Source organism: Microcystis sp. M083S1, assembly GCF_020246405.1.
In the GTDB taxonomy this organism is placed as follows: Bacteria; Cyanobacteriota; Cyanobacteriia; order Cyanobacteriales; family Microcystaceae; genus Microcystis; species Microcystis aeruginosa_C.
This window is the reverse complement of sequence record NZ_JADBTB010000001.1, coordinates 1-24,764: the sequence shown is the minus strand read 5'-3', so window position 1 is coordinate 24,764 and position 24,764 is coordinate 1. Positions and strand designations below refer to the sequence as shown.

Genomic DNA, 24,764 nt, shown 5'->3' with positions numbered 1-24,764 from the left:
TTAAATATTGGAAGAAAGGTAGTCGGAGAGGCCGCCTTTAGCGGGAATCCGATAGAGAGGTTCGTAGTTAACCCAGTACGGGTCAAAGCGTACAAAGCTAATTCTAGATGCAATATTTGCGTACAGAATTAGTAACTATTACCACCAGAGACTTTTTAAGCTGGCAACTTGAGTCTAGCCTAATCAGGGAGATTATTTAGAGCCGATCGTATAAACAAGCACCTGAGCCAAACGGCTAGGAGCATATCGGTTACTATAGAGAGTGTCTATTTTCTCAAAACCGACCTATGCTGCGAGAAGATCTTAAGAAAGAATTAGATAAACTAAACGATGATCAACTGAAAAAGATTGCTGATTTCATAGCCGACCTTGAGTTTCAGTCTGGACAAGTCCCATCGTCTGTTCCGCTTTGGCAAAGAGCAACACCATCCCAGAGAGCTAGGGAATTGCGTGAATGGGTGTTACAACTTCCCAAAGATAGTCCGAGTCTAGGAGATGAAGCCTTTAGTCGCGATAGTATTTACGAATGATGACGAGATATTTACTTGACACTAATATTGTTATGCGATTGTGCAATTGTTCCGACCTACAGCATAAGCTGGCAACCAATGCAGTTTCTCGTCTGCTCATGCAATCAGATGAATGTTTCCTTGCGACACAAGTAATAATTGAGTTTTGGGTTGTTGCCACCAGACCAACTGAAGTCAATGGTTTGGGTTGGTCTGTAGAACAAACCAGAAGCATGATAGATCAACTTCTCGCTCGTTTTCCAGTCTTGGCAGAATCTCGGCAGATTTTTACAAATTGGCTGAACTTAGTCACAACTAACAGAGTGATGGGTAAACGCACTCATGATGTTCGTCTCGTTGCGGCTATGCTTGCCAATGAAATTACACATCTGTTGACCTTTAATCCCAGTGATTTTGCGGGTATATCAAGTATTACCATAACTCATCCACAAGATTTGAACCCGTTTGATACTAATGAGCCATAGTGTTGGCGAGCGCCGCATAACTCAATCGTTATCAATAGGGAAAAGTTAATTATCTGCAATTGCCTTTTTTACTCTCACTCACATTACCATGACCGAGCCAACCCGATTAAACTATCATGATACCTATTCTTGTCCCGTCTGTCGCCATGGTAAAATCGCCACTTTACCACTCATGGAAGCCTATGCTTGTAACTTTTGTCAACACATTTTTACTGCTAATTTAGAACAACAGGTTTTAAAAATGGCCGATAGTCAATTACCCTTAACTTGGTATTGGAATGGTAAGTATTGGCAGGGTTTACCGAGAGAAGGCATGGAGATGGCAGGTTTTTACTTAATTATCGGTTTAGGATTTGTGATTTTTCCCACAGCAATTGTGGCTACGGGGGCCTATCTTTTCCCTCCAGTCGAGGGAAGTCCTTTGTCATGGGTGCCTCTATTTTGGTCGATTTTAACCTTTATTTGCCATGCTATTTGTTTACTCTGGTTAATTATCGAATATTATCAGTTTCCCGTTAATATGTATCTGCGGGCCTTGGCTCGTCGTTGGCAAAATTCTTTTGTTACCCGATTATTATCCTAGGGGTTATTTAATCCTAGAAAGGGGAGATGGGAATTATGAATTATGAATTATGAATTATCAATTATCAATTATCAATTGGGGGAGTGGGGATAAAAAAGCGTTCGACAAAAGCTCACGCGGCTCGACTGAGCTCGCCGAACGTCCGAAGTCTGATAACTGATAAGTAGTCGTGCAAAATTAATTTCCTAGTGAAGATAGGCAAGAGGCAAGAGGCAAAAGGTGGTTAGATATGTGTAATTAATTTTGCTTAGGTACTTAACTGATAACTGATTACTGATTACTGATTACTGATTACTGTTCTCTAAATTATTCCCAAAGGACAAAATTGACCCGATAATTCTAGTTTATTGTTTTGCAGCAGATATAAACCATATTCAATTCCTTCTACCACTGCCTGATAGGAAGCTTCCAAAATATTACTAGACACTCCCACGGTTGTCCATCTTTGTTGGCCGTTACTTGACTCGATTAAAACCCTAGTTTTCGCTGCCGTCCCCGAACCACTATCGAGGATTCTCACTTTATAATCGGTCAGGTGAAAGTTAGCAATTTCGGGATAGAATTTGACTAAAGCCTTTCTTAAAGCTCGATCTAAAGCAGCCACAGGCCCGTTACCCTCGGCCACTTCTAATAAATCTTCCTCTTTTACTCGTACTTTAATTGTAGCGATCGCATTATCACTATCCCGGAGCATATCACAATAAACTTGGAATCCTTTTAATTCAAAAAGGTGGCTTCTCTGTGCCAAAGCTTCCCGCATTAATAACTCAAAACTAGCTTCGGCTGCTTCAAATTGATAACCCTGACTTTCCAAGATTTTTAAACGTTCCAAAATTTGCCGACAGGTGGGATCATCTTTATTTAAATCGATGCCAAAACTGCGCGCTTTCGCTAACACATTACTTAATCCCGATTGGTCAGAAATGACGATGCGGCGCTGATTCCCGATCGCTTCCGGGTTAATATGTTCGTAGGTTAGGGGATTTTTCGCTACCGCAGAAACGTGAATGCCGCCTTTATGGGCAAAAGCGGAGCGTCCGACGAAGGGAGCATGATCATCCGGGGCTAAATTGACCATTTCGCTGATTTTTCGGCTAGTTCCCGTCAATCGGCCTAATTGATTTTCTTCTAGGCAGGAAAAGCCCATTTTTAACTGAAGATTGGGAATTAAAGTACATAAATTGGCATTGCCGCAGCGTTCCCCATAACCGTTAATTGTGCCTTGAATCATGCGTGCGCCCTCGTTAACTGCCGCTAAGGAGTTAGCTACGGCGGTTCCTGCGTCATTATGGGCATGGATGCCTAATTTAGTCCCATTTTCGTTATCAGGATCGATATCCAATTTCTCCCGCACTTTCTCCACAATCGGGGCGATTTCTTGGGGTAAAGTGCCGCCGTTGGTATCACAGAAAACTAACCATTCGGCCCCGGCATCCCTGGCGGTTTTGAGGGTTAAAAGGGCGTATTCGGGGTTATTTTTGTAACCATCAAACCAATGTTCGGCATCATAAATGACTCGTTTTCCCTGACAGCGTAGATACTCGATCGTATCTCCTATCATGGCTAAATTCTCCTCCAGACTGGTTTTTAAGCCCTCTGTGACGTGCAGATCCCAAGATTTGCCGAAAATTGTCACCCAACGGGTTCTAGCGGCGAGAATGGCGGTTAACATCGGATCTTCCCGGGCCTCGACATGGGGGCGACGAGTGGAACAAAAAGCGACTAATTCTGCTTGTTTTAGGGGTTCTTCGTGCAGTTTCCAGAAGAATTGACCGTCTCTAGGGTTTGCGCCCGGCCAACCGCCTTCGATAAAAGGAATACCCATCCGATCTAATTCCCTGGCGATTTTAATTTTATCTTCTAGGGAGAGGGAAATACCTTCTCGCTGGGCCCCATCCCGGAGAGTAGTGTCATAGACCCAAATGCGCTTACCATTGTTCATAGAAATAGTCAATAAGTGTTAATATTAATTAATAACTGTAGCCACTTAAAATCACGCCCCTAATGCCTAGAATAACAGTTTACGGTCAAACAATCACCTGCGATCGAGGTGAAAATCTCCGTCGCATATTATTAAAACATGACATTTCTTTGTATAACGGCGGTTCCAAGTTAATCAATTGTCGCGGCATCGGCAGCTGTGGAACCTGTGCGGTGGCAATTGTGGGCGAAGTTTCTGCTATCAATTGGCAGGAAAAAGCGCGTCTTTCTTTACCTCCCCATAACCCCGATAATAACCGTCGTCTTGCTTGTCAAGTCAAAGTTTTTGGTGATATTAAAGTGACTAAATACGATGGTTTTTGGGGACAGGGAGACGCAGTGATCAATGAGCAGTTATTTTAGCTATCGGTCGTTAGGAGACAGGAGACTATTTTTATTTATTCTCCCATCTCCCCACCTCCAAATTCAGGCTCTTCGTTACTTGTTATGGTTCGATAGGGTGGCATAAATAAACTAAATCCTTATCTGGCAAGAGATTTAATTGATTAGTTCGCTCTAGATCAAAAACAATTGACAAAAATCGCCAAACGTTTTTCTCTATAAGGGTTCCGTCCCTTATAACCCCCGTACATTGCATAACACAAACCGAAGAACCCAAATTCATAATTCATAATTCATAATTTATAATTCTCACTCCCCCACTTCCCACTTCTCCATACTAACAAGATAAAGGTTATCAAATGAACGAGACAACAACTTTTCGGATATCACCAATAATTCGGGTAACTTTATTGAGTTTATATGTGGCGTTAACCATCCCTTTACCCTTTTTAGCAAAAGTCACTAATTCCCCCGTTAATCCCAATTTTCTTTGGATAGGAATTAGCTTAGGATTAATCGCTTTATACGGAGCTTTAAGTGAAAGGGTGATTTTATCAGAGACAGGGATACAAGTTACCTATCCCCAATGGTTTCCCGCTTTTCTTCGCTCTGGTTGGTGGTTAAATTGGACAGATATAAAAGAACTTAAATGTCGCAGTACGGGACAGGGTGGTTTAGTTTATTATTTCCTTGATCGCTCCGCAGAAAAAGCCTATTTATTGCCGATGCGAGTAGTGGGATTTAATCGCATGGTCAAAATAATCGAGGAAAAAACTAACCTGGATATGACCGATATTCGCCCCCTTTCTCAACCTTGGATGTATGGAATTCTTTTTGCTCTCACCCTATTTTTATTATTAGTCGATGCTTGGACTATTGCTACGGCGAGAACTATTATTCCCTAATAAATTCGGCTCAAAACGTAATCCACTAGCTCGATTAGCACCTCTTTTGAGGGAGAAGAAGCTAAACAGTCAAGGTGTTTTAATGCACTTTGTCCATACTGACTGGCTAATTCTTTTGAGCGAGGAATACCTTGGCTAGAGTGAATAAAATCAAGAGCTTTTTCGATGTCTCCTTCCTGACTAAACTCCCGTTCGATTAACACTTCTATATAGGGATTTTCCTCCATGGCAAAGAGAGCGGGAGCAGTGATATTACCACTGATCAAATCGGAGCCAGAGGGTTTTCCTAATACTTCCGTGGGAGAGGTAAAATCGAGAATATCATCGACGATCTGAAAAGCTAATCCTAAATTGCGGCCATAATTATATAAATGATGATTAACTTCGGCCGATTGATCGCTTAATACCCCGGCTGCTTTGGCACTATTGGCAATTAAAGAAGCAGTTTTGTAGTAACTTTTTTCTAGATAAGCTTCTAAGGAGATACTGGTATCAAAGCGATTAATTCCCTGTTGAATTTCCCCTTCAGCAAAATCGCGAATCACTTCCGAGAGCAATTTTACCACTTCTAAATTATCTAAATTAGCTAGATACCAAGAGGATTGAGCGAAAAGAAAATCTCCCGCTAAAACCGCCACGCGATTGTCAAATAAACTGTTAACGGTGGGAACACTGCGCCGCAATTCTGCCTCATCTACCACATCATCATGGACGAGACTGGCAGTGTGAATCATCTCCGTGATTTCCGCTAATCGACGATGACGGGGAGTGATATCCCGGTCTAACATGGTAGCGCGAGATACCAGCAACACGATCGCCGGTCGAACGCGTTTACCACCGGCCTCGAACAAATGTTCTGCTGCCGCCGCTAAAATGGGATGACGAGCGCCGACGAGATTTTTTAAGTTATCGGTCAAAAGACGGAGATCATCGTCAACGGGTGCGAATAAAGAAGTTGTTGGGATCATTGGTTAGCCAATTGGCGAGATAGTTACGAAAGTTTACATATCCTTACATTTATTTTAAGCTAACCGTCCAGACTAGGGAAGGGGAAGCATCAGTAATCAGTAATCAGTGAGGGGTTAGAGGTTGGGGTTTTGGGGTATTAGTTGAAATTTCCCCGTCTCCCCCCACACCCTACACCCCACACCCCACTTCCCACACCCCACTTCCCACACCCCACACCCCACACCCCACTTCCCTGGTCCCTAATCTTTTTCCCGACAAAACCCTTGTCATTGTCAAGACTCTAGGGTAACTTGTATATAAAAATTAATAAAGCGAGAAGTATTAGAACGATGTTGAGACTAATTAGCGACTTTGACGGCCCGATAATGGACGTATCGGAGCGATATTACCAAGTTTATCAAGACTGTTTACAGAAAACCGCCTATAAAGGTCAAATTATCGGGGAATTATCGAAAGCGGAATTCTGGCAGTTAAAACGGGATCAGGTTTCTGAGAAGCGTATCGGGGAAATGTCAGGATTAGATGAAGATCAGGCCCGGAAATTTGCCCATCTTCGTCGTCAAACTGTTCATACTTTACCCTATCTTGTCCACGATCGCCCGGTGGTTGGTTCTTTGGAAACTCTCCAGAAAATCCAAGAGTTAAAGATCGATTTAGTCGTGATGACGATGCGGCGGGTGTCCGAGCTAGATCATGCCTTTAATCGCCACGATATCGGTCGTTTTTTCGCCGCTAATCGTCGTTATTGTCTAAATAACAATTACACCAAAACCAACGACGTGCGCGACAAAACCCTGCTTATGGCTAAGGCCGCAAAGGAACTGCCGGCGGCTGCCGATACTTGGATGGTGGGGGATACGGAAGCGGATATTGCCGCCGCTAAGAGCCAAAATATTAAGGTTATTGGCGTATTATCGGGGATTCGCAGCCGTTCCCGTTTAGAGAGCTACGAGCCTGATTATATCGTCAATAACCTTGGGGAAGCAGTGGACGTGATCTTAGGATCCCTACGAGCGATTGGTTAACGGAAAAAACTACTAATCACCCAAAAGATCAGAAAAGTGACGAGCGCATAAATTTGGCGATCGCCGAAAATATTCAAATCAGCCTTGGCCGCTAAACTGGCTAATCCCGCTCCCAGAGCGACTCCTAGCACTAAACCAGCGAGAGTGAATAGCAAGGCGCGGCCAAAACGTTTTTCTTTGCGGTTGAAAAAATAGATATTAACGAAAACGCCAAAAGCTAAGAGCAGCGGTAAGAGGGAGCCACTAGGATCGGGAACTAACAGCGTTATTGCTCCTAAACAAGCGTAAATCACTGCTGGTACGCCGATATCCTGTGCAGAAGGTGTATCGATTGAGCTTTGCCACCAGTTAGGAGATTTGCTGCTAGTAACTGGTTTACTTTCCACCGGAATCGTCAGACGTTCGGGAAAACGAATGCGATCGGGAACTTTAATTCTACCCTCCTGTCGCATCCGCAGTCGATCCATGAGGACGGAATCGTAGGCCGCCTCGATCAATTCGACAATTTTGCTATCATTCTGATACTGTTGCACCAGTCTTTGTTTGGCCTCTTGAATTTCTTCAAAAGAGGATTCTTCAGTAACCCCAAGTTGTTCGTAGGGATTCTGTTCACTCATGAACATACCTCCTTAATTATGCTCCCGATAGTCATGATCTTAACCCTATGTTCTGTAGTTTAACTTGAGATCCAAGCTTATTTAAATTAATTAAGTTTAGCGAAAATCTGGGCAGAATCGATCGCTTCGTAGGGATAACCACTAGCATCTAAGAGGCTTTTTTCGGCGATTTCTCCTTCTTTAACGATAATTAAGCGGTTTTTGCCACCGTAGGCTTTAATTGTGACAATTTCTAAAGCGAATAACCCCGGAGAGAAACGGGGATTTAAGGCCCCATCGTACTCGAATTTACTCTGCATTAACTGCAAAGCATAGACGCTACTGCTATCAAAGGGTACTACATCTCTCATCGTTTTGGCCCGCAGCACTGGGATTAAATCGCGAAAGGGAATAGAAATCTTTTGCAGGGTGCGATCAAGTGTATCAAAAGAATAACAGTAACCGATGCCGTCCCAACGTCCTTCACAGCGCAGAATTAATTTATAGCGTTTTCCGTCCCCTTGTACCTGTAATTCTATTCCCTCGTAGTTAGATAAATTTAGGGGAGGATTCAGGTTTCTGGTACGAACTGAGGCAAAACCACCGTTATTTTCGGTTCTAACGATACCAGAAAAGAGAGCGCGTCCTCCGGTTAGGGTTATCTGACTCTCACTCACTCCTCCCATTACCACATCATCCACCGCACCCCAGATTTCTTTTATATCACTGCTGGGATTGCTAAAGTCAAAGAGGGTTTTTTCGGCGCTTATACCAGCATTTTTCAGTAAATCGAGTAAATTGGCTAAACTATGGCGGTTATTCTCCCCTTGACAGTAGATAATCTCATCAATCCCCGTGAATAATTGCGGGGTTTGCAGAGCGAATAAATCGACATTTTCAGCAAATAATTGACGTGCAGACTCGATATTATCGACTAAAGCGCGAATTTGATAGTTTTGCTGCTGTAGTTGAGCGATTACCTTTCTACCGATCGCATTTTCACCACCAATGACTAAAATAGTCTTCATTGCTTGCTCATTTGTTAGCTGAATTTTTTTATCTTCCCCGAAACCGAGCAGCCTTTGCAGACAACTCCAGAGGGGAATACTATCAAAATAGTCGAGAGTTTGCCAAAATCTCTGAAAATCCCAGCTTTTTGACTCAGCCATAACTTTTATCTCCTTACTGCCATTAATTTTTATTTTATCGAGTTAATTTGGCTGTTTGAGATCAAAAGCTCTCCTGTAAAAATCAAAAATCTTCCGTTAGGTGAGGAAACTCCGAGACAGGAGGAGAAAAAAGACAAGAGATAACTATCCTACCCATAAAACCGAAGATGATGTCAAATTTATCTGTGCTTTTAGATATTTTGACCCGATAGCGGCTCGAGAACTTACTTTTGCGGGAGGTCTATTAATTTTGACGCTCTTATTCTTCGTCTGATCAGTTTAACTTAATATAGGAGCGATCGATCTTTGTGTCCTTTGTGTCTTTGTGGTTCGTTCTATTCGCTCGTACCCAGCAAACCCAAGAGGGCCTATTTTTGCTTTATTCGATTCCATACTATCTAAGTTTTTAAGCTGATTCAAACTACTAATTTGCCATAACCAGTCTGGGATAGCCAACGGAAGGATGCTGCAAAAGTTGTGGAGTTAATTAACAATCATCCCCGAAAATGTCTTGACTATCGAACCCCCTTTGAGGTATTTTATCAAATACGATCGGATAGTGATGCAATTCAGATTTGAGTTTACTGCAAATTTTTTTAATCATCATGTCACAACAATCCTTAATCCCTAAAACCCCGACAGATCAAGCCATCCCCAATCCCCTAGCACAAAATAGGTTAAATGTCAAGCTTTTTAGAAAAATATGTTTATTGTCTCCCCTGTTGTTTTGGGGATTATTTGGTTTAGAAGTTAATTCGGTTAAAGCAGTAGAAAACCTACAATGTCCCGTCATTTCTAGGGAAGAAGTTGATACTAACGCTCTCCAAAGAGAAATTGCTAATTATTCGGCCACTCTGCGAGTCTATCCTAGCGATCCTAGTACGATTAAACTTTATTTTCAACGGGGAATGGCGCGAGAAAAAATCAACGATCGAAACGGTGCGATCGATGATTTCAGTCAATACATTTGGTATAGTAATTATAATGCTCCCGGATTCAAAGATCGACAGTTACTAGCCCAAGCCTATTATCAAAGAGGTAAGTTAAAGTTAGCCATGGCGATGGAGGAAGAAGAAACCCCTATAGCCGAGGAAATCCCTGTTATTGAGGAAGAAACGCCTATAGTTGAGAAAATCCCTGTTATTGAGGAAAAAAAACCTATAGTTGAGGAAATCCCTGTTATTGAGGAAGAAACACCCCTTATTGAGTCAGAAAGGCCAATAAGGAAGCAGCATCAGCTAAAATTATTAGAAGCTGCTCAAGCAGATTTTCGGCAAGCCTTTAAATATAATCCCAATGAAAGTGAAGTTTACTTTAACCTAGCAAGTGTTGCGTCTTTGCTCGATCATCAATCCTTGGCTTTAGATTATTATCAGCGTTTTATCGGTTATGAAACTGAAAATTATCGCGGCTATTATCATCGAGGACAGCTATACTCTCGGTGGGGAAATTATGCAGAGGCTATCAAAGATTATGACCTGGCTATTTTATACCAACCCGATCTAATTGAACTCTATTATAATCGGGCCATAGCTTTAGAAAAGATAGGGAGAAAACGAGATGCTTTTAAGGATTATAAAATCGTTTTAAAATGCTCACCCAAACTATTTTTAGCCAAGAATGCTCCTAGCAGTTATCAAAACCGTGCCAGAGTACAAATTGAAATGGCTGACGAGGAAGTAGAATTAGCCAATTTATCGAATAATTCCCCGGAAGGATATCAAACAGCGATCGAGTATTATAATGGAGCCATCAAAGACTTAGCACTTGTCATCCGTATTAATCCCAACTACGATAAAATTCCCCATGCTAGAGCATTTCTTAAACGGGGTTATGCTCACCTAAGACTCAACAATAATCAAGGGGCAATTCAAGATTATAACCAAGCAATTTATCTGCAACCCCAAGACGCAAAAGCTTATGTATATCGGGGGTTAATGCGGGCCAATAAATATCAAGAATACGCAGGAGCTTTAGAGGATTTTACTGCAGCAGTGGCACGAAATCGTCATGATGCAGCCGCTCACTATCATCGGGGATTAGTGCTGTATAAATTAGGGCGTTATCAGGAGGCAGTAGATAATTATAATATTGCCTTAGACCAAGATGATCGGATCAATACACCTAGTTTTACTTCTCGCTCTGTCTGTAGCGAAAATATCCAAGAATCTGCCGACAGAAATTATTTTTATGACTCCAGAGAACCCGATTTTCGTCCTAATTATAACGTCTCTTGTCATGCACAAGCCCGGGGAGATGCTTATTTTGCCTTGAAAAATTTTGCCGCGGCCGAAAGAGATTATACTACTTATATAGTTGCCTATCCTAACGATCCAGAAGGGTATCATAAACGGGCCAATGCGCGTTTTGAAAAAGGGGATAAACAGGGAGCGATCGAGGATTATAATGTATTTCTAGAAAAAGTCCGTGATGCGAGAATTTTCTATAGTCGTGGTAATAGTAGCGCTGACGTGGGAGATGATCAAGGAGCGATTACAGATTATCTGCAATCTTTGAGCATTAATCCTATCGATGTGACAGTGTATAGTAATCGGGGAAATGCACGCACCGATACCGCTACTATTCCCGATAATGTACAAGTAAAACCGAGAATATCGGCCAATCCGATCGCCTATAATAATCGTGGTATTATTCGACGACAAACTGGGGATAAAGAGGGTGCTTTAGAGGATTTAGATAGGGCAATTAGATTGAATTCCAATAATCCGATCACCTATAATAACCGGGGAGTTATTCGCTTTGATTTGGGAGATAATGTTGGTGCTTTGGAGGATTTAAATATCGCTATTGCTCTCCAGTCTAACTATGCTGAAGCTTACTATAATCGAGGTTTAGTTAAGGAAAAAATCGGCGATAAGAAGGGAGCGATTGCGGATTATCAATTAGCAATTACTTATCGTCCCAATTATGGCGAAGCTTATTATAACTTGGCTCTTGCCACCTACGATGATAAAAATCCTAGTAGTCGAGTAGGGAGCCTTAACTATTTGCAAAAAGCCGCTAATGCTTTGATAAAAACCGGTAATTTAGAACTGTATGAACGGGCGGTAGAATGGATGTTAAAAATGCAGTAATTTGTCTAAAAAATAAGCTCATTTTTGACAAAGGCTTCAAGATTTTATCATTGATTAGCTTTCTTGCATAATTAATTTTTGGGGGTTCAAAAGGCTCCCAGAAAAAATCTGGCAATTCTCCCCCCGAAAAAGAAGGCTAAAAACTAAGTACATGAAAGCTTTTAGCTGAACAAATTAGGTTTTAGATGCAGTCCTTGTTATCAGTTATCAGCTTTTTTCTCCCCCGCTCCCCGCTCCCCCACTGCCAACCCCCAACAGCTAACCCCCATTGAGGACCAGAACGGGCATATTAAAAAAAAACCTGTCCACTGTTCCTGAGAAACGTTAACATAAATTAACAACCCCTTAACAACCGATAAGATCATCCTCAATTTATCAGGAGTTCGACAGCGTGAACAAAAACGGTAATAACAAAAAATGGCGCAATGCGGGACTATATGCCCTATTGTTAATCGTAGTCCTTGCCTTGGCCTCAGCTTTCTTCGATCGCCAGCCAGCAGTGCAACAAACTTGGAAGTATAGTGAATTTTTACAGGAAGTCCGGGAAGGTAAAGTAGAAACCGTGCGCTTAAGTGCCGACCGGCAGCGAGCGATCGTACCAACCCAAGATGGAACAAACGTATTAGTTAACCTGCCCAACGATCCGCAATTAATCAACATCTTGGCAGAAAATAACGTTGATATTTCCGTACTGCCCCAAAGAGAAGAAGGAGTATGGGTAAGAGCCTTCAGTAGCCTCTTTTTCCCCATTTTGCTTCTTGTTGGTCTATTTTTCTTGCTCCGTCGCGCCCAAAGTGGTCCTGGTTCCCAAGCGATGAACTTCGGCAAATCGAAAGCAAGAGTACAGATGGAACCCCAAACCCAGGTTACTTTCGGTGATGTGGCCGGGATTGAAGGGGCAAAATTAGAATTAAACGAAGTGGTGGACTTCCTCAAAAATGCCGATCGCTTCACGGCAATTGGGGCAAAAATCCCCAAAGGAGTCCTTTTAGTCGGTCCTCCAGGGACAGGTAAAACCCTGCTCGCTCGCGCAGTAGCTGGAGAAGCGGGAGTCCCGTTTTTTAGCATTTCCGGTTCGGAATTTGTGGAAATGTTCGTCGGGGTGGGTGCTTCTCGCGTCCGCGACCTATTTGAACAAGCGAAAGCGAATGCACCTTGTATCGTCTTTATCGATGAGATTGATGCTGTCGGTCGTCAACGGGGTGCCGGTTTAGGGGGTGGTAACGATGAACGGGAACAAACCCTCAACCAATTATTAACGGAAATGGACGGTTTTGAAGGTAATACAGGTATTATCATTATCGCCGCCACTAACCGCCCCGATGTGCTGGATGCCGCTTTATTACGTCCGGGTCGTTTTGATCGCCAAGTGGTGGTAGATCGTCCCGATTACGCTGGCCGTAAGGAAATCCTTAATGTTCACTCCAGAGGCAAAACCTTGGCCCAAGACGTGGATCTCGATAAAATCGCCCGTCGTACCCCCGGTTTTACCGGTGCGGATCTGGCTAATTTGCTCAACGAAGCCGCCATTTTAGCGGCACGTCGCAATTTAACCGAGATTTCTATGGATGAGGTCAACGATGCGATCGATCGTGTCCTAGCAGGTCCTGAGAAGAAAAATCGCGTCATGAGTGAAAAACGCAAAACTTTAGTTGCTTACCATGAAGCTGGTCACGCTTTGGTGGGTGCTTTAATGCCGGATTATGATCCCGTCCAAAAAATTAGTATTATTCCTCGCGGTCGCGCTGGGGGTTTAACTTGGTTCACTCCTAGCGAGGATCGCATGGAATCCGGGTTATATTCTCGCGCTTATCTGCAAAATCAGATGGCTGTAGCTTTGGGGGGTCGTTTAGCGGAAGAAATTATCTTCGGTGAGGAGGAAGTGACTACGGGTGCTTCTAATGACCTGCAACAGGTGGCACGAGTAGCGCGGCAAATGGTCACTCGTTTCGGCATGAGCGATCGCCTAGGACCGGTGGCTTTAGGTCGTCAAAATGGTAATGTTTTCCTAGGTCGTGATATCGCTTCCGATCGAGATTTCTCCGATGAAACTGCGGCAGCTATTGACGAGGAAGTGCGTAACCTAGTGGAACAGGCCTATCGTCGCGCTAAAGAGGTTTTAGTCAATAACCGCGCCATCTTGGATCAGTTAGCGCAAATGTTAGTGGAAAAAGAAACCGTGGACGCGGAGGAGTTGCAAAATATCCTCGCTAATAACGATGTGAAAATGGCGGCTTTAGCTTAAGTTTTGTAACATTTTCTTGACAAACAGCATCCTGATGGGTGCTGTTTTTTTTGTTCAACGAAAATTAATGACAAACGTAATTTCTTGCTGATAAGCTGTTAATCAGCTTCACAATACCCTGTTTAAATGCGTCTTAAGTAAGTGGTTATAATTAAATTGAAGATATATCCCCCCTTGATCCCCCCTTGATAAGTAGGGTTGATTCATGAATCAACCCTACCTTGATGAGGGGATGTCTGATAATTTTTAACGCCTACCTACTTAGCTTAACATTCCTGTCTTTTCACTGTTTACTGATTACTGTTTACTGTCATGTAGTATCGATGACTACTTCCTCTTTACCTATTCTGATTGTTATTTGTGGGGCAACTGCCACGGGAAAATCGGGTTTAGCCCTACAATTGGCTGAAAAGTTTAATTCAGTAATTCTCAGTGCCGATTCCCGACAAATCTATCGAGAATTTAATATTGGTACCGCTAAACCTAGCTTAGAAGAATGTCAGCGGATTCCCCATTATCTAATTGATATTTGCGCTCCTCAAGATAATTTCACCCTAGCACAGTACCAAGAACAAGCTGAGGATTTAATCACCACTCTTCACTATTCTCCCCTGTTTTTGGTCGGTGGTACGGGACTTTATATCAAGTCCATTGTCAAGGGTTTAAAAATACCGAGGGTTTCCCCTCAACCGGATTTAAGACGGCAATTACAAGCTTTAGGACAATCCTATCTTTATCAAATTCTGACCCAGGTAGATGAGGAGGCTGCTAAAAAAATTCATCCCCATGATCAGGTAAGGACTTTACGCGCTTTAGAGGTTTTTTATCTGACAGGAAAACCTATCTCTAGTCAGCAGGGAGAAAATCCTCCCACTTATCCGATTTTACAAATTGGTTTAGATTGTTCCCCAGAAAGTTTAGACAAGCGGATCACTGTTCGTACTCATCAAATGATCGCCAGGGGATTAGTAGCAGAGGTGCAGAATTTGGGGGATAAATACGGTTGGGATTTGCCACTTTTGCAGACTTTGGGTTATGCAGAGATTAAGCAATATCTCCTCGGGGAAATTTCTTTAGAACAGGCGATCGATTTAATTATCCTCCATACCCGTCAATTTGCCAAACGTCAGCGCACTTGGTTTCGTGCCGATGCTGGTATTGTCTGGTTTCCCATCGATAAAGAAAATTTATTGGAATTGGTGGAACGAAAAATTATTTTGTTCCTTGAGGGGTTGTCAAGGCCCGATATAAAAACACATCATCCTGATTAACGATTAACCGAAAGTTCTCATTTTGATTCAGTTTATTTAAGTGATCATCAATTAGTTCTGGTGAACTAGACCAACCGGGATGACGGCGATCGAGTAGGATATAATTAAATTGATTTAAATCTAGGGATTGGGAACCTTCGATCGCTAATTTGATCATTTCTCGATGGGTAAGATGGGGGGCAATTCTAGAAGTAGTCAAGACACTCTCACTGGTGGTAATTTGGGTGAGAGCTTTTTGGGTGGCGGACCAAGTATCGAGGGAATTTAAATACAGTGACCAAAAATAGCCGTATTTAGCTAAGGCAAAAAAGGCAATAATTGCCCAAGTAATTATCCATTTAGGCTGCTTCAACCAGTTACTATTATGGGCTAAAGTGGCGATAACCGTTAGAAATAAAAAGGGTAAAATTGGCAGGGAATATTGAGTGGTTAAGTTTTTTTGTGGGGCATGATCTGCCAATAAATTTAAAGCGAGTGCGGGAATAGCGGCAATTATTGGGGCAGAATAGCGCCAGGATAAACCCCAAACTAAGGGAATAATTAATAGGATTAGGTATTCTAGATTATTGCCAGTAAAGATTTTTCCCAAGACAAGATCGGGTTTGAGGAAAAGATTAAAGATAATTGCTGGTAAACTATCTCCTAGATAACTATATCGAGAATCAGCCATTTCAATAACTGCTGATTTTCCTGTCAGGAGAGGAATTAATAACTTCGTGGTGATAATAAACCAAAGAATGCCGGTAATCATGGCAATTATTCCGGGGATTTTTTTCTTTTCCCAGAGAAGTAACCAGATACCCATTCCCAACAATGTTAAAGAGAGAATTGCTTTACAACCGAGAATAATAATGATTCCCAGACAAAATCCCCAGAGATTATTTAATCTTGCTGCCAAAATTGTCCAAAAAATCGCTGGCACTGCGATCACTTCAGGATGAAAATCAAAGAGATTAACATTAAAAATTAGGGGATAGAGCAGATAAACTAAGGCTAATGTATAAGCTTGTTTTTCTTTTAATCCCGCTTCTATTGCCAATTGCCAGAGGGGAAAAGCGGCAAGGGAAAGGGAAAAAGCTTGTAAGAAAAGCAGCCAATAAACGCTAGGATAAATTTTATAAAGTAAGGCTATAGGATAGAGAATAAAAGCGATATGATCGCCTAAAATATGGTAGTTAACAAAAGATATAATCGGTGGTTTACCTTGAGAAATTAGGTAAACTCCTTGATCGAACCAACCAAGATCGAGAGCATTAGATTGAAATAAAATATGTCTGATGCTGCTGCAAATAAACAGGATTATTGTCGCGCAACCAATTAACCAAAATAAATCATTTTTTTTGTACATAATCATTAAGTTTTACTGGGATTTTTCGGGGTTATTACGACAATACTGCCAGGTATCTATAAAATAGGAAGCAACTTCAGTAAACCATGTTTTAAAAATATTTCTGTTATCACTGGTGACGATAACCCCATTAATAAACTCTTGCCATTGGGGATCATTAGCGGGAAGAATGAAACCATAATAATCACAATTTAAAGGATTGCGGGGTATAAGTTGATAATCTTGTTCTAAGGATAAACCGAGAATGACAGCTTCTCCAATTAGCAGAATACCATCACTAGCAAAAGCATCTATTCTATTCCTTCTTAAACTTTGGATACCCCGCAGTCTTCCCGTCACTCCTTGAAATTCCTGATAGGTAGCAAGAGGATATTTTTGTCTTAATAATTCCTGAGTGCTGGTATCTCGCAAAACTCCAATAGTTACAGCTTCTAAGGACGAAGAAAAGTTGAAATTATTCTGATTATCACTCCGAACTAAAAACTGAGTTCCGGTGACAAAAAAAGGACGAGAAAAACTGACACCATTAGGTATATTTTTTCTGATACTATTAGGACCACACTCGAAATCAACGGTTTTATTTTCCAATAACTGGAAGCGATTAAATAAAGTCGATTTATAAATTTTGACACTGATGATCTGGAGGTTTAATTTATGCTTTAGTTCCCCTCTGAGCAATTGGATAAAATCTAAGCATAATCCCTGCAAATTATTATTACTATCTCGATAGCCAAAAGGAATCGCATCTTCTCTCATCGCTACTTCTAATAATCCCGTGCGTTTAATTTTTTCTAGAACCGTTTCAGACTTAGCTGGGAGAGCAGCAAAAAAATTAGATAAAATAACGAGAGTAATAATGATTAATTTCATGACTTTTGCCGAGATTATTTAAGATTTGTTATGGCCGTGATCCCATTGATCTAAAATGTCTTTGAATAATAATTCATCTAACCATGTTTTTACTACCACTGTCAAAGGTAAAGCCAACAATAAACCTAAGATGCCAAATATTTGAGCGAAGAAAATTTGAGCGATTAGGGTAATTGCCGGTAGTAAAGATACCTGTTTAGCCATGACAGTTGGTGTCAGCAAATAACTTTCGACATTTTGGATAATAAAATAGAGAATCAGAATAGCGACAATTTTCCAAGGCGCATCGATAACAGCAATAAGGATCGGAAAAATCACACTAGCAGTCGGTCCGATATTAGGGATAAAATTGAGCAATCCTGCTAGGATAGCATGAACGAGAACTAGATTAATTTGTAGAGCGAGAAGACCGAAACCACTTAATAATCCTACCATAGTTGAACTAATGGCAATTCCCAACAACCAATTACCTAAACCCGCTTCCGATAGGGTAAGAATTTCCTCAGCACGACGACGATAGAAATTAGGAAATAATTTTAAGAAAGCTTGTCGATAGGGTTGGGGGTTGGCTAACAGCATAATTGCTAACACCAGCACGAATAATAATTGCAAAATTGCCGTAACTGAGTTAGAAAAGAAAGTAAAAAAGTTACTAAAAACAAAGGTTCCTAAAGGTTGTAACTGCTGGACTAAATCACTTAAATTAGGCAGCGATGGCAACCAATCAAATTGAAATTGCTGCCGCCATCTAATCGAGTTATTGCGGACTAAATCCCAAGCTTGCGGTAAAAGTTCAATTAATTTTTGAAACTGTTCGATAAAGGGGGGAACGATAATTACAAAAAATAAAATCACAATTGCTAGACTCGTCAGCAGGGTAATTAAAATAGCCAAACCCCTTTTAATCCCCAATCTCTGCAATCCTTTCACACATCTATTTAAGGCTACGGTAAACACGATCGCCATAAAAATCAATAATAACAGCTGTCGAATCTGCCACAATACATACAGAGCCATTATTAAACAGATAAACCCCAACCACTGACCAAATTTCACAACCTTGATTTATCCTATCGGGACAAGTTTTATCATACAGCAGTCGGTCGGCGGTCGGCAGGTTTTAGGTGTTGGGGTTTTGGGGTTTTAGTTCAATTTCCCCACTTCCCCACTTCCCCCCGCAACGCGCACGAAGTGGTCTCCCCACTCCATAATTCATAATTTATAATTCATAATTCCCACCTCCCCACCTCCCCCCGCAACGCGCACGAAGTGCTCTCCCCACTCCATAATTCATAATTTATAATTCATAATTCCCACCTCCCCACCTCCCCCCGCAACGCGCACGAAGTGGTCTCCCCACTCCATAATTTATAATTCATAATTCCCACCTCCCTACTTCCCCATCTCCCCACAGCAAAAATTAAGTTTTGTATCAAAAATTTGCTAATTTTGCTGTTATGTGCTATACAGTTACACCACAAAACAGGATAGAAAAACGAGATTTTCTTAATTACCAGACATTTTCTCAAATTTTATGGCAACTCTCCCAGAGTCAAATTATCCTAAAAGAAATCCTCTCCTAGAAAATCCGACAAGACTCAGAGAAATTGTGGCCATTAGTGCTTTTATCCTTGTATTAGGACTTCGATGATGAAAGAATTGGAGCGATACTATAAAGTTTTAGGGTTAGATCATGGGGCATCTCTCGACGAGATCAATCAAGCCTACAAAGATTTGGTGTTTATTTGGCATCCTGATCGCATTCCCAAGGATAATCAGCGTCTTTTGGAAAAAGCCACCGCTAAACTGCAAGAAATTAACCAAGCTAGGGAACAATTGCGGCAAATTCATCAAAATTCTCCTAAACGCTCCAATTCCGCCCCTAAAACTGAAAAACAGCCCGCCCACGCCTATAAAACTGCTTCTCCCTATCAGCCTCACCCTAGCCAACCCGGCCAAAATTCCCAAACCCACAGTCAACAAACCCACAGTCAACAAACCCATAGTCAACACAGCCACTCCCAGAATAACCATCAGGTTCACAATCAGGGCGCCTGGCGCCCTCACTATCGGGATTTAAACGGAGCCGATTTACAGGGAGCTAACCTGAAAGAAAAAGATCTCTCTAGTCGCAGTCTCATCGGGGCAGATTTAAGCCATGCCGACTTAAGCGATAGCTTCCTGCACAAAGTTAACCTAGAAAAAGCTAATCTGTACAAAGCTAATCTTTTTCGCGCCAATCTCCTCGAAGCTAACCTTAAAGGCGCAAATTTACAGGAAGCCAATCTCATCGGGGCGGATTTAAGCGGGGCGGATTTAAGTGGGGCGGATTTACGCGGGGCAAAAATTGGCTTTGGTAAGCGTATTATGGTGAAATTAACCCGGGCAATTTTAACAGGAACAATTCTCCCCGATGGCTCGATTCATCAATGAATAACCTCTTGCTAATTTTGATTTTTCTTTAATAGGAACTATCACCCGATGGGCATTTATTACACAATCGCTGCTGTTTTTCTAGGGATGCAATTAGCTGCAGGAGAAAATTTATCGGCGGCAAATCCTGATTTTCTCCGGCTGCAAAAAACTTTAGAAAAATACAATTTTATCGTCAAAATTGCCCCGCCACCAGTGCGAGGAGCCTATGGTTTATTTGATAGTAAAACTAGAATTATTTGGATTCATCCTCTGGTTTTTGACTTAGGTATTGCCCGACCAACATTAATTCATGAAGCTGTCCATGCCGCTCAACTTTGTCATGGAGGCAAAACAGTTAAAGCTCTTAATTTAGGCATAGAACCCCCAGCAATGACCAGAAGATTTTTTATGAATTATGAGGGTTTTAGCAGACAAATTGAAGCCGAAGCCTATACTGTTCAAGTTCAGCCCGATGGTCTAGATTTAGTGATTTCTTTACTGCAAAAATATTGTGCTTAGAAAACCTGTCGATAAATCTACCAATCCCGTTCTAATTCTTCGGCCACACGACGATAATCGGCGCTGGCTTCTTGGGCATTTTTACCGCGCCAATTGGTAATAGCAACCCCGTCTAAAACGGCCTTTTCGTGGGCCTTATAATTTCTGACAAAAGCATGACAGGCAGGAATACCTAATTCTAATAAAGTATTTTGTGCTTCTAAAGTTTCCTTAAGACTACGAGAATCCACTTTTGTTAACAAAACCCGATAGGCAATTCCTAGGGGTTTAACTGCTGTGCGTACCGTGTCAATTAAAGCCATTAAATCCATCGGTGCGGGAGGAGTCGGTAAAATTAAATAATCTGATTCTGCTATTACTGCCGTAAGTAATTCGGAACGCAAAGCTGGTGGTGTGTCAATCACGATCAGATCGTACTCGATAATTTGACGCAATTCTCCTAATTTCTCTGTATTAATTTGCTTGGCTAAATCAAATACCATACCCGCTTGATTTCTTTCTACCCACCAAGTGGAGGAACCCTGCGGATCCGCATCCACAAGCAAAACACGCTGATTCTGCCCCCAAATTGCCGCTAAATTAACCGCAGTGGTGGTTTTACCCACACCACCTTTACCGTTGACAACAGCGAGAATTTTTGGGCTATTAGACTTTAATTGCGAGGTTGTTGGGGAATTTGGCATTTTCAGTTATCAGTTATTTTAGCTCTCAGGAGACAGGAGACAGGAGACAGGAGACAGTATTCGGGAGAGTGTTTTTATTTATTCTCCCCCCTCCCCAATTCATAATTCATAATTCATAATTTCTACTGATTACTGATCACTGAATATAACTAACCAGAAAGTTTTTGATCTAAGATTTGGCTAGTTAATTTAGGATCGGCTTTACCGCCGCTTTTTTTCATGACTTGACCGACAAAAAATCCCTTAAGATTGGTTTTACCCGCCCGGAATTTTTCTAACTCGCTTGGATGGGCGGCGATAATTTCCTCGATCAGTTTTTCGATGGCAGAAGTGTCAGAAATTTGTATTAATCCTTTCTTTTCCACCAGTGTTTTTGGTGAACCGCCCTGGGTGAGAAGTTCTGGTAAAATTTCCTTAGCAATTTTGCCACTAATTGTTCCCGTTTCAATCAGTTTAACTAATTCGGCTAAGTCTGACGCTTGCAGGGCGATTTCTGTGATCGTCAGCTTATTATTATTCAAATAAGCGGCGATATCTTGACTGATCCAGTTAGCGACTAATTTCGCATTTGCTCCCGCAATTACAGCAGTTTCAAAATATTCGGCCACGGTGCGATCATCGGTTAAAACCCTGGCATCGTAGGCGGAAAGACCAAATTCTTCTTCATAACGACGACGTTTACGAGCGGGTAATTCCGGTAATTCTTCCGCCCAAGCTTTTAACTGTTCGGGGGAGACTTCTAGGGGGGGTAAATCCGGTTCGGGAAAATAGCGATAATCGCTAGAACCTTCTTTTTTCCGCATACTAATCGTCCGTTGACTAGCTTCTTCCCAAAGACGGGTTTCCTGTACGATCGCTCCGCCATTTTCGATCGCTTCAATTTGTCGATCGATCTCGTATTCTATGGCTTTTTGGATAGCACTAAAGGAGTTCATATTTTTAATTTCTACCTTAGTCCCGAACTTTTTAGTGCCTTTTTTACGAACGGAAATATTGACATCGCAGCGCAGGGAACCTTCCTGCATATTGCCGTCACTGATGCCGAGATAACGCACTAAACGCCGTAATTCTTGGGCATATTCCGCCGCTTCGGCCCCAGTGCGTAAATCCGGTTCCGAGACAATTTCTAATAATGGTACACCTGTACGGTTAAAATCCACCAGGGAATGGGTGGAACCGGAGAGACGTTCGCTGCCAGCATGAACCAGTTTTCCCGCGTCTTCTTCCATGTGCAGACGGGTAATACCGATAATTTTGCGGCTAACTTCCTTAGTTTTTTTATCGACGATCTCGATTTCTAGTTGACCCTGTTCGACAATAGGGAGATCATACTGGGAAATTTGATAATTTTTCGGCAGGTCGGGATAAAAATACTGTTTGCGATCGAATTTGCTATGAGGTGTGATTTTACCATCGATAGCTAATCCCAGTTTAACGGCACTGGCCAGGACTTCTTGGTTAAGGACGGGTAATACCCCCGGATAACCCAAACAGATGGGACAGACGTTAGTATTGGGGGGACTATCGAAGTTGGTGGGACAGGGACAAAATATCTTGCTTTTGGTGTTGAGTTGACAGTGGGTTTCTAAACCGATAATTGCTTCGTATTCAGTGGCAGACATATTTTCTCGCTCTCGCCGACACAGGAATGATCTGTTTAATCATTATAGTCGCGATTCTGGAGCATTCCCTCCCTTCATAAAACTTAATAATGTAGTTACTAATCACTTTAGTCACCTTTAATATAGCTCAAAAAAGATAATTTATTCAACCAATGTCCGCCATTATTTTAAATTTGATCAAAGGCATAAGATTAAAGAAGCTTATCGATAATTTTTCACCGATAAACCTAGCCTTTCTAGTATCGACCACCGACCAGCGAACCACGAAAACCAAAACTTCCCACCTCACCATGAAGATAACCGCCATAAATCGCAGCAAAAATTAACTTCTAGAGACAGGATATTTGCTTAGTATAGAAATAGAGAGATTATACCTGAGAACTGACCCCATAACCGCCCAAAAGCAATATAAGCGGCGAAAGTGATCATTTTCTAGGCAAGTATTGCCTTAGTAATTGACGATTTTTACTTTTTACTTGATTTTATGTCTTTAACTCTCTCAGAACAACTCAAACGAGAACAATTATCCTACCCTCAAACTCTCCTCCATCATCTGCAAAAGTTACGGCATTTTGTGACAGTAGAAGGAGAGGAGAAATTGCAGCAGTGGAAAAACCTGATTGAAAAGGATAATTTTCAACCTAGCACCCGTAATTTAGCCTATTATCTCGCCCTGAGACAAGAAGATATCCGGGATTTGCAATTAGCTTTAATGCCCTGGGGATTATCTTCCCTAGGCCGGATTGAATCGAAAGTTTTACCGACCCTCGATGCCGTAATTGCCACTTTAGGGGCGGTTTGTCATCAAGAAGCCTCATTATTACCCAAACATCCCCCTTTAGAGGCATTTTTCCAGGGAGATCAACTTTTAGCCTCCCATAGCGCCGAAGTTTTCGGTCTGCCTTCCCCCCAGCGTCGGGTGCGAATTATGGTGACAATGCCGACGGAGGCGGCAACCGACCCCGATTTTATCGCTCAATTACTGCGTTGCGGGATGGACTGTATTCGCATTAATTGCGCCCATGATGGACCCAAAGAGTGGCAGGGAATGATCGAAAATCTGCGCGAGGCGGTCAAAAATCCCGAAAATTTAGTCAATGGACATACCTGTAAAGTTTATATGGACTTAGCTGGCCCAAAAATCCGTTTAGAACAGATTTTAGCCCCCCAGTCCCAAACCAGACTATATCAAGGGGATTTTCTCCTCTTAACCACCCAACCGCCCCATACTGCCCATCCTCAGTATTTTCAGGCTAATTGTTCCCAACCGGAAATTATTCCCCAAATTCCCGTCGGGGCGAAAGTTTGGATTGATGATGGTCATATCGGGGCTGAAGTTATTGCCATAATGCCAGAAGGTCTCTTACTAAAAATTACCCACGCCAGGGAGAAAGGGGAAAAACTCAAAGCAGATAAAGGCCTAAATTTCCCCGATACGGTCTTAAATATCGATCCTTTGACCGCAAAAGACCGGCAAGATTTAGATTTTATTGCCGAAAATGCCGATATTATCGGTTACTCTTTTGTACAAAAAGCTAGCGATATCGAGACACTACAGCTAGAGTTACAAAGTCGTTTGGGGGATGCTTGGCGACAAAAAGCAATCGTGGCCAAAATAGAAACACCTTTAGCCGTGAAAAATCTTCCCGAATTAATCATCCATGCCGCCGGTAAACAACCTTTTGGGGTAATGATTGCCCGGGGTGATTTGGCCGTAGAAATTGGCTATCAAAGACTAGCAGAAATTCAAGAGGAAATTCTCTGGTTATGCGAAGCGGCCCATATTCCAGTAATTTGGGCTACCCAAGTCCTAGAAAATCTGGTCAAGAAAAGTATTCCCTCCCGGGCCGAGATTACCGATGCCGCTATGGCCGAAAGGTCCGAATGTGTCATGCTGAATAAGGGGGAATATATCCGCGAAGCGGTGACAATTCTCGATGATGTTTTACAAAGAATGCAGACCCACCAAGCTAAAAAAACGCCCCAATTACGCGCTCTTCATTCTTGGGTTTAAGCGGTTTCAGTTATCAGTTATCAGTTATCAGTTATCAGTTATCAGTTATCAGTTATCAGTTATCAGTTATCAGTTATCAGTTATCAGTTATCAGTTATCAGTTATCAGTTATCAGTTAT

The 24,764-nt window shown here is 42.0% G+C and carries 21 protein-coding genes and 1 pseudogene; 13 read left to right on the top strand and 9 right to left on the bottom strand.

Annotation, left to right across the window (positions count from 1 at the left end; all coding sequences use genetic code 11):
• The first annotated feature begins 287 nt into the window (after positions 1-287).
• The 3 genes from IM450_RS00110 (at position 288) to IM450_RS00100 (ending at position 1,577) form a co-directional block, all read left to right on the top strand.
• Positions 288-530 carry a hypothetical protein gene (locus IM450_RS00110; RefSeq protein ID WP_002775464.1) on the top strand — a complete coding sequence of 81 codons (243 nt, stop codon included), beginning with the start codon at positions 288-290 and terminating at the stop codon, positions 528-530.
• A complete protein-coding gene (locus tag IM450_RS00105) occupies positions 527-994 on the top strand; it encodes a type II toxin-antitoxin system VapC family toxin (protein ID WP_002801782.1) in 468 nt (155 codons plus the stop codon). Before IM450_RS00110 ends, IM450_RS00105 begins: the two co-directional genes overlap by 4 nt.
• A gap of 88 nt (positions 995-1,082) precedes the next feature.
• Positions 1,083-1,577 (top strand): hypothetical protein, encoded by a 495-nt coding sequence (locus tag IM450_RS00100; protein ID WP_043997844.1) that lies wholly within the window; start codon positions 1,083-1,085, stop codon positions 1,575-1,577.
• Between the two features lie 301 nt (positions 1,578-1,878).
• Here the strand turns inward: IM450_RS00100 and cimA are convergent, their stop codons facing one another.
• Positions 1,879-3,519, bottom strand: coding sequence for a citramalate synthase (cimA, locus tag IM450_RS00095; RefSeq protein WP_287666333.1), 1,641 nt, complete (start codon positions 3,517-3,519; stop codon positions 1,879-1,881).
• Between the two features lie 62 nt (positions 3,520-3,581).
• Between cimA and IM450_RS00090 the strand changes: the two genes are divergently transcribed.
• Together IM450_RS00090 and IM450_RS00085 are read left to right on the top strand one after the other, a co-directional pair.
• Positions 3,582-3,920 carry a 2Fe-2S iron-sulfur cluster-binding protein gene (locus IM450_RS00090; protein WP_287666330.1) on the top strand — a complete coding sequence of 113 codons (339 nt, stop codon included), beginning with the start codon at positions 3,582-3,584 and terminating at the stop codon, positions 3,918-3,920.
• A 338-nt stretch (positions 3,921-4,258) separates the two neighbouring features.
• A complete protein-coding gene (locus IM450_RS00085; RefSeq protein WP_287666327.1) occupies positions 4,259-4,804 on the top strand; it encodes a hypothetical protein in 546 nt (181 codons plus the stop codon).
• Here IM450_RS00085 and sds read toward each other — a convergent pair.
• Positions 4,801-5,772 (bottom strand): solanesyl diphosphate synthase, encoded by a 972-nt coding sequence (sds, locus tag IM450_RS00080; protein ID WP_287666325.1) that lies wholly within the window; start codon positions 5,770-5,772, stop codon positions 4,801-4,803. The genes IM450_RS00085 and sds overlap by 4 nt on opposite strands.
• 330 nt (positions 5,773-6,102) lie before the next feature.
• Between sds and IM450_RS00075 the strand changes: the two genes are divergently transcribed.
• A complete protein-coding gene (locus tag IM450_RS00075) occupies positions 6,103-6,798 on the top strand; it encodes an HAD family hydrolase (protein ID WP_002801790.1) in 696 nt (231 codons plus the stop codon).
• Here IM450_RS00075 and IM450_RS00070 read toward each other — a convergent pair.
• Entirely contained in the window at positions 6,795-7,415 is a 621-nt protein-coding gene (locus IM450_RS00070; protein ID WP_002801791.1) for a CPP1-like family protein, read from the bottom strand. The genes IM450_RS00075 and IM450_RS00070 overlap by 4 nt on opposite strands.
• Before the next feature lie 86 nt (positions 7,416-7,501).
• Entirely contained in the window at positions 7,502-8,563 is a 1,062-nt protein-coding gene (locus tag IM450_RS00065) for a CIA30 family protein (protein ID WP_287666322.1), read from the bottom strand.
• A 477-nt stretch (positions 8,564-9,040) separates the two neighbouring features.
• On the opposite strand from IM450_RS00065, the pseudogene IM450_RS00060 reads away from it, so the two are divergent.
• From IM450_RS00060 to miaA, 4 genes and pseudogenes are all read left to right on the top strand, one after another.
• Positions 9,041-9,142: pseudogene (locus tag IM450_RS00060) on the top strand (IS30 family transposase); the annotation flags it as partial.
• Positions 9,143-9,168: 26 nt separating this feature from the next.
• Positions 9,169-11,658 (top strand): tetratricopeptide repeat protein, encoded by a 2,490-nt coding sequence (locus IM450_RS00055; RefSeq protein ID WP_287666319.1) that lies wholly within the window; start codon positions 9,169-9,171, stop codon positions 11,656-11,658.
• A gap of 391 nt (positions 11,659-12,049) precedes the next feature.
• On the top strand, positions 12,050-13,903 hold the full coding sequence (ftsH3, locus tag IM450_RS00050) for an ATP-dependent zinc metalloprotease FtsH3 (RefSeq protein WP_149985724.1): 1,854 nt from the start codon (positions 12,050-12,052) through the stop codon (positions 13,901-13,903).
• Between the two features lie 323 nt (positions 13,904-14,226).
• A complete protein-coding gene (gene miaA, locus IM450_RS00045; RefSeq protein ID WP_287666314.1) occupies positions 14,227-15,174 on the top strand; it encodes a tRNA (adenosine(37)-N6)-dimethylallyltransferase MiaA in 948 nt (315 codons plus the stop codon).
• Here the strand turns inward: miaA and IM450_RS00040 are convergent.
• The 3 genes from IM450_RS00040 to IM450_RS00030 are packed head-to-tail and all read right to left on the bottom strand — an operon-like array spanning position 15,116 to position 18,448.
• Complete coding sequence (locus IM450_RS00040) at positions 15,116-16,522, bottom strand: DUF2079 domain-containing protein (RefSeq protein WP_287666311.1); 1,407 nt, start codon at positions 16,520-16,522, stop codon at positions 15,116-15,118. The genes miaA and IM450_RS00040 overlap by 59 nt on opposite strands.
• Positions 16,523-16,534: 12 nt before the next feature.
• Positions 16,535-17,392, bottom strand: a complete 858-nt coding sequence (locus IM450_RS00035; protein WP_002801800.1) for an amino acid ABC transporter substrate-binding protein — start codon at positions 17,390-17,392, stop codon at positions 16,535-16,537.
• An 18-nt stretch (positions 17,393-17,410) separates the two neighbouring features.
• Entirely contained in the window at positions 17,411-18,448 is a 1,038-nt protein-coding gene (locus IM450_RS00030) for an AI-2E family transporter (RefSeq protein WP_287666307.1), read from the bottom strand.
• A gap of 594 nt (positions 18,449-19,042) precedes the next feature.
• Between IM450_RS00030 and IM450_RS00025 the strand changes: the two genes are divergently transcribed.
• Both IM450_RS00025 and IM450_RS00020 read left to right on the top strand, forming a co-directional pair.
• Positions 19,043-19,825, top strand: coding sequence for a pentapeptide repeat-containing protein (locus IM450_RS00025; RefSeq protein WP_287666305.1), 783 nt, complete (start codon positions 19,043-19,045; stop codon positions 19,823-19,825).
• A gap of 48 nt (positions 19,826-19,873) precedes the next feature.
• Positions 19,874-20,326, top strand: coding sequence for a hypothetical protein (locus IM450_RS00020; protein ID WP_287666303.1), 453 nt, complete (start codon positions 19,874-19,876; stop codon positions 20,324-20,326).
• A gap of 17 nt (positions 20,327-20,343) precedes the next feature.
• Here the strand turns inward: IM450_RS00020 and IM450_RS00015 are convergent, their stop codons facing one another.
• Together IM450_RS00015 and gatB are read right to left on the bottom strand one after the other, a co-directional pair.
• On the bottom strand, positions 20,344-21,009 hold the full coding sequence (locus IM450_RS00015; RefSeq protein WP_002801809.1) for a ParA family protein: 666 nt from the start codon (positions 21,007-21,009) through the stop codon (positions 20,344-20,346).
• 149 nt (positions 21,010-21,158) lie between these two features.
• A complete protein-coding gene (gene gatB / locus IM450_RS00010; protein ID WP_287666299.1) occupies positions 21,159-22,631 on the bottom strand; it encodes an Asp-tRNA(Asn)/Glu-tRNA(Gln) amidotransferase subunit GatB in 1,473 nt (490 codons plus the stop codon).
• Positions 22,632-23,115: 484 nt separating this feature from the next.
• On the opposite strand from gatB, the gene IM450_RS00005 reads away from it, so the two are divergent.
• Positions 23,116-24,645 (top strand): pyruvate kinase, encoded by a 1,530-nt coding sequence (locus IM450_RS00005; protein ID WP_287666297.1) that lies wholly within the window; start codon positions 23,116-23,118, stop codon positions 24,643-24,645.
• Positions 24,646-24,764: the final 119 nt, after the last annotated feature.

Bases quoted from the DNA above. Each gene is read 5' to 3' on its own strand.
- gatB (WP_287666299.1), bottom strand. From the start codon at position 22,631: ATGTCTGCCACTGAATACGAAGCAATTATCGGTTTAGAAACCCACTGT.
- IM450_RS00035 (WP_002801800.1), bottom strand. From the start codon at position 17,392: ATGAAATTAATCATTATTACTCTCGTTATTTTATCTAATTTTTTTGCT.
- sds (WP_287666325.1), bottom strand. From the start codon at position 5,772: ATGATCCCAACAACTTCTTTATTCGCACCCGTTGACGATGATCTCCGT.
- IM450_RS00005 (WP_287666297.1), top strand. From the start codon at position 23,116: ATGTCTTTAACTCTCTCAGAACAACTCAAACGAGAACAATTATCCTAC.
- miaA (WP_287666314.1), top strand. From the start codon at position 14,227: ATGACTACTTCCTCTTTACCTATTCTGATTGTTATTTGTGGGGCAACT.
- IM450_RS00015 (WP_002801809.1), bottom strand. From the start codon at position 21,009: ATGCCAAATTCCCCAACAACCTCGCAATTAAAGTCTAATAGCCCAAAA.
- IM450_RS00090 (WP_287666330.1), top strand. From the start codon at position 3,582: ATGCCTAGAATAACAGTTTACGGTCAAACAATCACCTGCGATCGAGGT.
- IM450_RS00075 (WP_002801790.1), top strand. From the start codon at position 6,103: ATGTTGAGACTAATTAGCGACTTTGACGGCCCGATAATGGACGTATCG.
- IM450_RS00025 (WP_287666305.1), top strand. From the start codon at position 19,043: ATGAAAGAATTGGAGCGATACTATAAAGTTTTAGGGTTAGATCATGGG.
- IM450_RS00110 (WP_002775464.1), top strand. From the start codon at position 288: ATGCTGCGAGAAGATCTTAAGAAAGAATTAGATAAACTAAACGATGAT.
- cimA (WP_287666333.1), bottom strand. From the start codon at position 3,519: ATGAACAATGGTAAGCGCATTTGGGTCTATGACACTACTCTCCGGGAT.
- IM450_RS00100 (WP_043997844.1), top strand. From the start codon at position 1,083: ATGACCGAGCCAACCCGATTAAACTATCATGATACCTATTCTTGTCCC.
- IM450_RS00040 (WP_287666311.1), bottom strand. From the start codon at position 16,522: ATGTACAAAAAAAATGATTTATTTTGGTTAATTGGTTGCGCGACAATA.
- IM450_RS00055 (WP_287666319.1), top strand. From the start codon at position 9,169: ATGTCACAACAATCCTTAATCCCTAAAACCCCGACAGATCAAGCCATC.
- IM450_RS00065 (WP_287666322.1), bottom strand. From the start codon at position 8,563: ATGGCTGAGTCAAAAAGCTGGGATTTTCAGAGATTTTGGCAAACTCTC.
- IM450_RS00105 (WP_002801782.1), top strand. From the start codon at position 527: ATGATGACGAGATATTTACTTGACACTAATATTGTTATGCGATTGTGC.
- IM450_RS00070 (WP_002801791.1), bottom strand. From the start codon at position 7,415: ATGAGTGAACAGAATCCCTACGAACAACTTGGGGTTACTGAAGAATCC.
- IM450_RS00020 (WP_287666303.1), top strand. From the start codon at position 19,874: ATGGGCATTTATTACACAATCGCTGCTGTTTTTCTAGGGATGCAATTA.
- IM450_RS00085 (WP_287666327.1), top strand. From the start codon at position 4,259: ATGAACGAGACAACAACTTTTCGGATATCACCAATAATTCGGGTAACT.